At 68.3% G+C, this 11286-nt stretch carries 9 protein-coding genes; all 9 read left to right on the top strand.

The features are described from left to right. Nucleotides 1-240 precede the first annotated feature (240 nt). The gene (gene cueR / locus EV668_RS02160; protein ID WP_133768207.1) at nt 241-675 is read left to right on the top strand and encodes a Cu(I)-responsive transcriptional regulator; all 435 of its coding nucleotides are present in this window, start codon (nt 241-243) and stop codon (nt 673-675) included. Beyond that, nucleotides 672-1118 carry a MaoC family dehydratase gene (locus tag EV668_RS02165; protein ID WP_133768208.1) on the top strand — a complete coding sequence of 149 codons (447 nt, stop codon included), beginning with the start codon at nt 672-674 and terminating at the stop codon, nt 1116-1118. Before cueR ends, EV668_RS02165 begins: the two co-directional genes overlap by 4 nt. Before the next feature lie 81 nt (nt 1119-1199). After that, entirely contained in the window at nt 1200-3278 is a 2079-nt protein-coding gene (locus tag EV668_RS02170; protein WP_133768209.1) for a 3-hydroxyacyl-CoA dehydrogenase NAD-binding domain-containing protein, read from the top strand. Between the two features lie 27 nt (nt 3279-3305). After that, on the top strand, nt 3306-3803 hold the full coding sequence (locus EV668_RS02175; protein WP_133768210.1) for a hypothetical protein: 498 nt from the start codon (nt 3306-3308) through the stop codon (nt 3801-3803). Nucleotides 3804-3924: 121 nt separating this feature from the next. Next, complete coding sequence (locus EV668_RS02180; protein ID WP_133768211.1) at nt 3925-5301, top strand: MmgE/PrpD family protein; 1377 nt, start codon at nt 3925-3927, stop codon at nt 5299-5301. A gap of 25 nt (nt 5302-5326) precedes the next feature. Further along, nucleotides 5327-6067, top strand: coding sequence for a cyclase family protein (locus EV668_RS02185; RefSeq protein WP_133768212.1), 741 nt, complete (start codon nt 5327-5329; stop codon nt 6065-6067). 176 nt (nt 6068-6243) lie between these two features. Further along, entirely contained in the window at nt 6244-6609 is a 366-nt protein-coding gene (locus EV668_RS02190; RefSeq protein WP_133768213.1) for a hypothetical protein, read from the top strand. Between the two features lie 148 nt (nt 6610-6757). Further along, nucleotides 6758-8014 (top strand): efflux RND transporter periplasmic adaptor subunit, encoded by a 1257-nt coding sequence (locus EV668_RS02195; RefSeq protein ID WP_133768214.1) that lies wholly within the window; start codon nt 6758-6760, stop codon nt 8012-8014. 9 nt (nt 8015-8023) lie between these two features. Next, complete coding sequence (locus EV668_RS02200) at nt 8024-11197, top strand: multidrug efflux RND transporter permease subunit (protein WP_133768215.1); 3174 nt, start codon at nt 8024-8026, stop codon at nt 11195-11197. Nucleotides 11198-11286 lie beyond the last annotated feature (89 nt).

Genomic DNA, 11286 nt, shown 5'->3' on the forward strand with positions numbered 1-11286 from the left:
GCCTCCGCTTGCCAAATGCGATGCACCTTCCCATCATGTCAGGGTCAAGGGGTTTTCGAGGTTCTATGACCGGTGGACGCTCACCCTCCCCTGGAGGGGGAGGGTCGACGGCGAAGCCGGCGGGGTGGGGTGAAACCGACCTCTCCTCATCGCAGCGGGCACCGCGCCTCACCCCACCCCGGACCTTCGGTCCGACCCTCCCCCTCCAGGGGAGGGTGGGCCGGGCAGAAGGATACGACCATGCAGATCGGTGAGGCATCGGCCGCTTCCGGCGTGTCGGCCAAGATGATCCGTCATTACGAAGAGATCGGGCTCGTGCCCCGCGCCGGGCGGCGGGACAATTCCTACCGCGATTACGACGCGGCGGACGTGCATCGGCTGCGCTTCATCCGCCGGGCGCGCGATCTCGGCTTCTCCATGGACCAGATCCGGATGCTGCTGCGGCTGTGGAGCGACCAGGGCCGCTCGAATGCCGAGGTGAAGGCCATCGCGCTCGATCATGTGCGGGAGCTCGAGGACAAGATCGCCCAGCTGCGCGACATGGCCGATACGCTGACCCATCTCGCCGAGGCCTGCGACGGGAGCGGGCGGCCGCATTGCCCGATCCTGCGCGGGCTGGAAGGCGATCCGTCACCGCCGGCCTGCCGCCATTCGTCGGGAGGGCTGGCGGCATGAGCGGGTTCAGGACATTGCGCCTTGCCGACCTCTTCGTCGGCCAGCGCTTCGCGAGCGCGTCGCATCGGGTGACCGCCGAGGAGATCAAGACCTTCGCGCGGCAGTTCGATCCGCAGCCGTTCCACCTCGACGAAGAGGCGGCGAAGGACAGCCTGTTCGGTGGCCTCGTGGCCAGCGGCTGGCATACCGGTGCCATCACGATGCGGCTCCTTGCCGAGGGCGGGTTGCCCTTCGAGAGCGGCATCATCGGGGGCGGCGGAGAACTGCGCTGGCTGAAGCCCGTCCGGCCCGGCGACACCCTGAGAGCCGAGAGCGAGATCCTGTCGATCACGCCGTCGCGCTCCCGCCCCGGCCAGGCCAGGGTCGAGGTGCGGGTCGAGACGCTGAACCAGGAGGGCGAGGTCGTCCAGAGCTTCGTGCCGGGGCTCGTCGTGACGCGGTAGACGGGTGCGGCGCAGGCTTTCCCCTCGCGGCGGCAGCCTTTAAGCCGGGGGGCAACGACCTCCATCGGGATGGACATGTCCATGAGCGCAGACACAGCCGCCACCAGCCTCGCCATCGAGGACGGGATCGCGATCCTGACCGTCAGCTCGCCGCCGGTGAACGCGCTGTCCGCCCGCGTGCGCACGGGCATCGCCGAGGGCATGCGGACCGCGTCGGCCGATCCCGCCGCGAAGGCGATCGTGCTGATCTGCGAGGGGCGCACCTTCATCGCCGGGGCCGACATTTCCGAGTTCGGCAAGCCGCCGCAGGGCACGCCGCTGGCGGAGATGATCGCCACGCTGGAGGGCGCGCCGAAGCCGGTCGTCGCCGCGATCCACGGCACCGCGCTCGGCGGCGGCCTCGAAACCGCGCTCGGCGCGCATTACCGCGTCGCGGTTCCGTCCGCGAAGGTCGGGTTGCCGGAGGTCAAGCTCGGCATCATTCCGGGGGCCGGCGGCACCCAGCGCCTGCCTCGCGTGGTGGGCGTCCAGCGCGCCCTGGAGATGATCACCTCGGGCGAATTCGTCTCGGCCGCGAAGGCCGCGGAATCCGGGCTCATCGACGAGATCGTGGAGGAGGGCAGGCTGCGCGAGGGCGCGGTCGCCTTCGCGAAGAAAGTCGTCGCCGAAGGGCGGCCGCTGAAGAAGGTCCGCGACCTCTCGGACAAGATGGACGAGGCGCGCGGCAAGCCCGAGATCTTCGACGCGTTCCGCAAGGCCCATGCCCGCAAGTTCCGCGGCTTCGAGGCGCCCGAGGGCTGCATCCGGGCGATCGAGGCCGCCGTGAACCTGCCCTTCGACGAGGGCCTCAAGAAGGAGCGCGAGATCTTCAACGGCCTGATCTCGGGCACGCAGTCCAAGGCGCAGCGCTACGTCTTCTTCGCCGAGCGCGAGGTGCGCAAGATCCCGGACCTGCCGGACGACACGAAGACGCTGCCGGTCGAAAGCGTCGGCATCATCGGTGCGGGCACGATGGGCGGCGGCATCGCCATGAATTTCCTCAATGCCGGCATCCCGGTCACGATCGTCGAGCAGAAGCAGGACGCGCTCGACCGGGGCCTGGGCATCATGCGCAAGAACTACGAGGCCAGCGCCGCCAAGGGCCGCATGAAGGCGGAGGATGTCGAGACGCGCATGGGCCTCGTGACGGGCTCCCTCGACATGAAGGATCTCGGCGGCGCCGATCTCGTCATCGAGGCCATCTTCGAGAACATGGACCTCAAGAAGGAGACCTTCGCCAAGCTCGACGCGGTGGCGAAGCCCGGCGCCATCCTGGCCTCGAACACCTCCTATCTCGACGTGAACGAGATCGGCGCGGTGACGACGCGGCCCGATCACGTCATCGGCATGCATTTCTTCTCGCCCGCCAACGTGATGCGCCTCCTCGAGGTGGTCCGCACCGACAAGGCGACGAAGGAGGTGGTCGCGACGGCGGTGAAGCTCGCGCCGAAGATCGGCAAGCTCGGCGTGCTCGTCGGCGTCTGCCACGGCTTCGTCGGCAACCGCATGCTGGCTCAGCGCCAGCGCGAGGCGAACCGCCTGATCGAGGAAGGCGCGATGCCGTGGGACGTCGACCGGGTCCTCTACGAGTTCGGCCTGCCGATGGGCCCCTTCGCCATGAGCGATCTCGCCGGGCTCGATATCGGCTGGCAGAAGGGCCAGGAGGCGACGAGGCTGCGCGACCGGCTCTGCGACATCGACCGGCGCGGCCAGAAGACGGGCGCGGGCTTCTACGATTACGACGAGAAGCGGAAGGCGACGCCCTCCAAGCTCGTCGAGCAGATGGTCCTCGACTGGTCGAAGGAGAAGGGCATCGCGCGCCGGCCGATCTCCGACGAGGAGATCCTTCAGCGCCTCGTCTTCCCGATGATCAACGAGGGCGCGAAGATCCTCGAGGAGGGCAAGGCGCTCCGCGCCTCCGACATCGATATGGTCTGGATCACCGGCTACGGCTGGCCGGTCTATCGCGGCGGGCCGATGTTCTACGGCGATACGATCGGCCTCAAGACGGTCCTCGCCAAGATGGAGGAATGGGAGAAGGCGATCGGCCCGGAATTCAAGCCCTCCGCCCTCCTGCGCCGCAAGGCCGAGGCCGGGGAGCAGTTCACCGGAGCGGCCTGAGCTTCACCCGGAAGAGCAAAGGTGGCCATGAGCGAAGCGGCGAGCCGGCGATTATTCTTGGCGGAGCTGGTGGTCGCCGCGCCAGCCTTCGCGCTGCTCGCATCCGGCGCTCTGCTCGGCGGTGGAACTGCGCTGTGGTATATCGGACAGATCCTGGTCTCGATCATTGCCTCAGGGTTCCGGCGTTCGGGCGGAGAGGCGGTCGCCCTTCCGGTGATCGCCGTCGCTGCGATCTGTATTGCGGGACTTGTCGGCCTCGTTCTTTTCGTCTGGTTGTCTTGGCGGTTCTGGCGGAACGGGCGACGCGGCCTGCATGCGGAGCGTCGGCTTTTCGGCATGGGGCTTCTCAACGGCGGTCCGCCGCTGGTCTTCGTTCTCGTCGCCGCCATGTCGTCGATAAGCCGAGTCGGTTCCGATCGACTGGGCGTCATAGCTCTCTCGGCCGTTCTGCTGATCCTCGTTCCGATCGCACACCTCTGGCTTGAACTCAGGTCCCAAGCTGCGCCGAGCCCGACTGACGGGTAGCCGCATGCCGCCCGTGCAAGCGCCTCCTCCTTCGCCGCGCCTTGAAATGTCGTCCCGCCCCCGGCATCGGTGAGCCACGGTCCGTTCGGAATCGAGACCGACATAGCGGGAGGCTGGCGCGTTGGGTGGAGTTCGGATCGGCAGCGCGACGGCGCAATTGGCCGCCTTCGCATCGGGGTTGCGCTACGAGGACCTGCCGGAGCCGGTGATCGCCCAGGCGAAGCGCTTCCTGCTCGACGCTCTGGGCTGCGCCGTCGGTGCCTGGGGCGAGGATCCGCGCAAGGCCGAACTCGCCCGCCGCATCGTCGAGGATTTCGCAGCCTCCGGCCGCGCCACGCTGATCGGCGGCGGGCGGTCCCACCCGGCTGTCGCAGCCCTCGGCAACGGCATCCTGATCAACGCGACCGACAACGACGATACCCACAAGCGCGCGCTCGCCCATGTGGGATCGGTCGTCGTCCCGGCGGCGCTCGCCGTGACGGAGGATGCCGGCGGCGGCGGGCGGGACCTCATCGTCGCGATGGTCGCCGGCTACGAGGTCACGGCGCGGGTCGGGATGGCCGTGATGCCGACCCATTATCGCTTCTGGCACTCGACGGCGACCAACGGCACCTTCGGCGCGGCCGCCGCCGCGGGCCGCGCGATGGGCCTCGACGCGGACCGGATGCTGACGGCGTTCGGCGCGGCCGGCACGCAGGCGGCCGGGCTCAACACCTTCTTCGAGAGCGGCGACGACACGAAGAGCCTGCACCCCGGCAAGGCCGGCCTCAACGGCGTTCTGTCGGCGAAGGCGGCGGCGTTCGGGCTGACCAGCCCTCCCGACATCTTCGGCCATCCGAAAGGGTATCTCGCCGCCTACAGCCTCGAGCCGCGGCCGGAGATGCTGACGCGCGGGCTCGGCTCGGAATGGATGATCCTCGACAACGGCTTCAAGTTCTTCCCCTCGATCCTCGCCAGCCATTCGCCGATCGGCGCCGCGCTCCGGATCGCGGAGAACCACGCGCCCGATCCGGCGGCGATCGCCTCGGTGACGGTCAGGACCTACGCGACGGTCAAGTCGCACTTCTCGAGCAAGGCGGTCGACACGACGATGGCGGCGCGCCTGTCGGTTCCCTATTGCGTCGCGATCGCCCTCGTCGACCGGGTCGTGGGCCAGGCGCAGTTCGGATCCGACCGGTATGGCGATCCGATCGCTCGCGGAGTGATGGAGAAGGTCGAGATCGTTGCGGACGAGGACCTGACGCGTCTCTACCCCGAGAAGTTCCCGGCCGAGGTGACGGTCCGGATGGCGGATGGCCGCGAATTCAGGGAGGCGATGTTCTATCCCAAGGGCGATCCCAGCAATCCGCTGAGCGATGTCGAACTCGCGACGAAGTTCCGGACGAACGTGGAGCCCGTGCTCGGGAAGGGGCGTGCCGATGCGGTCGAAGGCCTGATCGCCGGTCTCCAGGACCTGGACGATGTCGGAAGGCTGACGGCGCATCTGGGCGCACGATAACAACGGTTCAATCGGAGGGGACGGAATGTGTGATTGCGGTGGACAATCCGGGGCAGGCTGGAAAGGCTGGCGGCCGCTCCCGGCTCGGTGCGAATGCCGGGCCGTCGGGGACTGGATCGACCTCTCGCACCCGCTGACGCGCGAACTGCCACGGGTCGCGCTCTTCCCGAAGCCGGTCTTCGAGCAGATCAAGCGGATGCCGCAGGATCCGATGAACGTCACCCGGATGGAGATGGTGGTCCATATGGGCACCCATCTCGATGCGCCGTGCCACTTCTTCACGGATGCGCCCTCGCTCGAATCCGTGCCGCTGGAGCGGCTTGGCGGCCGCGGCATCGTCTGGCCCGTCGAGGTGGGCGCCACCGAACTGGTCGGGCCGCATCATCTCGCGGGTCTCGAAGGCCGTCTGCAGGACGGCGACATCCTGATCCTCGATACCGGATCGCATCCCTTCGTCGGTTCCGTCCGTTACGACGACGATCACCCGACGCTCAGCCTCGCCGCGGCCGACTGGATCGTCGATCACGGGGTGAAGATGCTCGCCGTCGATACGCCGACGCCGGACCTCTCCCTCGCGCGGCGGACGGCCGGATTCGACTGGCCTGTCCATAAACGCCTGCTCTCGAACGGCGTGCTGATCGCCGAGCATCTGACCAATCTCGCCCCGCTGCGCGGCAAGACGGTCGAGGTCTTTTGCGGCGCACTGAACATCGTCGGCGGAGACGGAGCGCCGGCCCGGTTCGTGGCGCGCGCGATCGAAGAGTAAGGCGCGGATCGAACGCCGGCCCAAGGGGCGCGGAGGCCGTTCGGTCCCGCGGCCCTTGCCGACCAAGCGGATGCGCCGCCGCCGGGCCGTTCACGATGCGTCAACCATCGGCCGCGACAACGCAGGCCTAGGCGATGCCGATCTGCCCTGCGACGATCGGCATCTTGCACTGCAGCATGAGCGACCTCATCTTTCGACGCATGCCGGCGACTCACCTTCTCCGCGCTTGCCTCCTGGCCGTCGGCCTGCTCTCGATCCTTCTGGTTCAGGTGCAGGATGCAGTCGCCTTCGGGACCAGCGTCGTGCGCGACTGCCCGGGGGATTGCGGCTTCAAGGCGAAGACGTCGAGGTCCGATGCCGTGAGGCCGGCCGCGGTCGCTCCGTCGTCCGCTCAGCATCTGCCCGATGACGGCTACGTGCCGATCCGGTCGCTCGCTCCGGAGCTTGGAGCGAGCGAGCGTATCATGCTCCGGTCCGCCCATCCGATCGTCTACAAGAGTTTCTCCCCGGCACTTCTCGACCGGCCGCCGAGACGCATCTGAGCGCCGGGCGTGCGTCCGCGCACGGCCCGCCCCACGACGATTGCGCTGCATGGCTCGACGCCATCCGGCCGCCGTCTTTCGCGCCTTTGAACTCGCGTCCGCGTTCCGCGTTCGCGTCCCGGATCGATCTCGCCTGCGAGCCGCCTACATGCCCGTCGCCCGCGCTGTTGCGCCTGCTTTCCTCGCCTGCCTTCTCGCCTTCGGCCTCGCGGCCTGCAACGAGACGCAGTCCTCCGTCCCTGCGCCCCCGGCGCTCCCGCCCGAAGTCGGCTTCATCACGGCGGCGGAGAAGCCCGTCGCGGTGGTGCGTGAACTGCCCGGCCGCGTCGCACCGACCCGGCTCGCCGAGGTCCGCGCCAGGGTGACCGGCCTCGTGACCAAGCGCTATTTCGAACAGGGCAGCCATGTGAACCAGGGCGACAAGCTCTATCAGATCGACCCCGCGCCGTTCCGCGCCGAACTCGCGAGCCAGGATGCGGAGGTCGCGCGGGCCGAGGCGACCCTGATGCTGGCGCGCCAGCAGGCGGAGCGGTTCCACACGCTGCTCGATCGCCAGGCCGCCTCGAAGGCGCAGTACGAAAACGCCTATGCGAGCATGAAGCAGGCCGAAGCCGCCCTTGCCGGTGCGAAGGCGGCGCAGAGCCGCGCCCGGTTGAACCTCGACTACGCCACCGTCCGCGCGCCCATCAGCGGCCGCATCGGTCGCGCGCTTCTCACCGAGGGCGCCCTCGTCGACGCGAATTCCGCCCAGAACCTCGCCACCATCCAGCAGCTCGACCCGATCTATGTCGACATCACGCAATCGGTCGGCGAATTGCGCCGCCTGCGCAGGGATCTCGCCAGCGGCGAGCTGTCTCAGATCGCGCCGGACGTCGCGACCGTCCGCCTGATCCATGACGACGGCACGCTGTACGAGCATTCCGGCCGCCTCCTGTTCTCCGAGGTGACGGCCGATCCGTCGACGGGGCAGGTGACGCTGCGCGTCGAGATCCCGAACCCGTCCGGCGAGCTCTTCCCCGGCATGTATGCCCGGGCCCGGATCGAGCAGGCGATCGACCAGGACGCCATCGCGGTGCCGCAGCAGGCCGTCCAGCACGACCTCGACGGGCAGCCCCAGCTCTACGTCGTGCAGGACGACGACACCGTCGCGGCCCGTCCGGTCAGCCTCGGCGACGTCGTCGACGGGCAATGGATCGTGCGCGACGGCGTGAAGTCCGGCGATCGGGTCGTCGTCGACGGCTTCCAGCGCATTTCGATGGGGATCAAGGTCAAGGCGGTGAAGCTCGAAGGCGGGCGCTTGACGCTGAACGCCCCGGCTCCCGCATCCTCCTCGGACCGTCTCGCTCAGTCGGAGACGGCCTCGGCGCCGCGGCAGGAGCCGCAGACGACCGGCTCGATTCGCTGAGGCCCGGACATGGCGAGTTTCTTCATCGACCGCCCGGTCTTCGCCTGGGTGGTGGCGATCTTCATCGTGCTCGGGGGGATACTTGCGATCCCCTTCCTGCCGGTCGCGCAATATCCGGTCATCGCGCCGCCTTCGATCGCGCTCGCGACCTCCTATCCCGGCGCGACGGTCGAATCCCTCTACACCTCGACGACGAGGCTCATCGAGGATGAGCTGAACGGCGCGGCGAACATCCAGTCCTTCGAATCGGCGACGGACACGTTCGGCACGATCGAGATCACGGCCAACTTTGCCCCCGGCACGGATACGAGCCTTGCCGGCGTCGAGGTGCAGAACCGCCTGAAGCGCGTCGAGGCGCGCCTTCCGGCCGAGGTGCGGCTGCAGGGCATCCTCGTCGAGGAGGCCTCCGCCGCGACGTTGCAGATCATCACGCTCGAATCGACGGACGGGAAGACCGACGAGGTCGCCCTCGGCGACTTCCTGATGCGCAACGTCATCAACGAGATCCGGCGCATTCCCGGCGTCGGCCGGGCGACGCTCTATTCGACGGAGCGGGCGCTCCGCATCTGGATCGATCCAGACAAGCTGCGCGGCCTCTCGCTGACGGCCGACGACGTCACGAACGCCATCGGCCGGCAGAACGTCCAGGTCGCCTCCGGCGCGGTCGGCGCCGAACCGAGCCCGGCGAACCAGACCACGACGGTCCCGATCGTCGTGAAGGGGCAGATGACGACGCCGGAGGATTTCGGCGCGATCGTCCTGCGGGCGAACGAAAGCGGCGCGACGGTGCGGCTGCGCGACGTCGCGCGGATCGAGCTCGGCGGCGACGACTACAAGTTCACGACGCGCCTCAATGGCGGGCCGGCGGCCGGCCTCTCCGTCACGCTCGCCCCCGGCGCCAACGCGCTCCAGACGGCGAACGCCATCCGGGCGAAGATGCACGAACTCGCCCAGTTCTTTCCCGACAACCTGAAGTGGGACATTCCCTACGACATCACGCCGACGATCAACGTCTCGCTGAAGAAGGTGCTGCTCACGCTGATCGAGGCGGTGGTCCTCGTCTTCGCCGTGATGTTCCTCTTCCTCCAGAACTTCCGCTACACGCTCATTCCGACCATCGTCGTGCCGATCGCGCTGTTGGGCACCTGCCTGACGATGCTGCTCGCCGGCTTCTCGATCAACGTCCTCACGCTGTTCGGCATGGTGCTGGCGATCGGCATCCTCGTGGACGACGCGATCGTGGTGGTCGAGAACGTGGAGCGCATCATGCAGGAGGAGGGCCTCTCACCGAGGGAGGCCACCAAGAAGGCGATGGGGCAGATCACGGGCGCGATCATCGGCATCACGCTCGTCCTCGTCGCCGTCTTCATCCCGATGGCGTTCTTCCCCGGCTCGGTCGGCGTGATCTACCGGCAGTTCTCGATCGCGATGGTGACGTCCATCGCCTTCTCGGCCCTGCTGGCGCTGTCGCTGACCCCCGCGCTCTGCGCGACCATGCTGAAGCCCATCGAGGCCGGGCATGGCCATGCGAAGACCGGCTTCTTCGGCTGGTTCAACCGCATGGTGGACCGCGAGACCGCGCGCTACGGGCGCGGCGTCGGCATGATGATCCGGAAATCGGGGCGGGTCATGCTGATCTACGCGATCATCTGCGCCGGCATGGGCTATGCCTTCTGGCGCCTGCCGACGGGCTTCCTGCCGCTCGAGGACCAGGGCTTCTTCACGGTCGACATCCAGACCCCGCCCGGAGCCTCGTTCAGCCGCACGCAGCTCGCCGTGAAGGAGACCGAGAAGCACCTCCTCGCCCAGCCGGGCGTCGCGACCGTGACGATCCTCAACGGCTTCTCGTTCTCGGGCCAGGCGCAGAACACCGCGCAGGCCTTCGTGACGCTGAAGGACTGGTCGGAGCGCGACGCGGAGAATTCGGCCGCCAATCTCGTGAAGAAGGCCAACCGCGAACTCGGCCGCTACCGGGATGCGACGATCCAGGCGCTCGAACCGCCGCCGGTCGACAATCTCGGCAACGCGTCGGGCTTCTCGTTCCGCCTCCAGGACCGGGCGCAGAAGGGCTATGACGAGCTGAACAAGGCCCAGGAGCAGCTTCTCGCGCTCGCCCGCAAGAGCCCGCTTCTGCGCGAGGTCTATGTCGAGGGCCTGCCGCCCTCGCCGCGCGCGGAGCTGATCATCGACCGCGAGAAGGCCGGTGCGCTCGGCGTCGGGTTCGACGAGATCAACAAGATGCTGACGACCTATCTCGGCTCGTCCTACGTCAACGATTTCCCGAACCGCGGAAAGATGCAGCGGGTGATCGTCCAGGCCGAGGATTCCCAGCGTCTCCAGGCCTCGGACGTCCTGAGCTACGCGATCCGCAACGCGTCCGGCGCGATGGTCCCGGTTTCGTCCTTCGCCTCGCTCGAATGGCGGATGGGGCCGACCCAGATCGTCGGCTTCAACGGCTATCAGTCGGTGCGCTTCACCGGCGAGCCGGCGCCCGGCTACACCACCGGCGATGCCATCGCCGAGATGGAGCGGCTGATGCAGCAATTGCCGAAGGGCTTCGGCCATACCTGGACCGGGCAGTCGCAGCAGGAGAAGGAGGCGGGCTCGACCGCCTCGCTCCTCCTCGCCCTGTCGGTGCTGATCGTCTTCCTGTGCCTCGCGGCGCTCTACGAGAGCTGGTCGATCCCGACCTCGGTGCTGCTCGTCGTGCCGCTCGGCGTGGTCGGGGCGCTCGCCGCGGTCTATGCGCGGGGACTGCCGAACGACGTCTATTTCAAGATCGGCCTCATCACGATCATCGGGCTCGCGGCCAAGAACGCGATCCTGATCGTCGAATTCGCCAAGGACCTGCGCCACCAGGGCAAGCCGCTGGCGGAGGCGACGGTCGAGGCGGCGCGGCTGCGCTTCCGGCCGATCGTGATGACGTCGCTCGCCTTCATCCTCGGCGTGGTGCCGCTCGCCATCGCGACGGGCGCGTCCTCGAAGAGCCAGCAGGCGATCGGCACGGGCGTCATGGGCGGCATGATCTCGGCGACGGTGCTCGCGATCTTCTTCGTTCCGGTCTTCTTCTGGGTGGTGATCCGCCTGACGGACAAGGCGGCGCGCCAGGAGCCGCAGCCGGAGAAGCCGGCCGCGGTCGCGGCCGCGCCGGATGACGGGGAGGCGGCGCAAGGCGCGCATTGAGGACTGAGCCCGCTCTCGGATCCCTCCCCTCAGGGGAGGGCGAGTCGGCGCCAGCCGACCGGGGCGGGGTGACGCCGCGGTCGGGCTCT

Origin of the sequence: Enterovirga rhinocerotis (assembly GCF_004363955.1) — a bacterium.
GTDB lineage: Bacteria > Pseudomonadota > Alphaproteobacteria > Rhizobiales > Beijerinckiaceae > Enterovirga > Enterovirga rhinocerotis.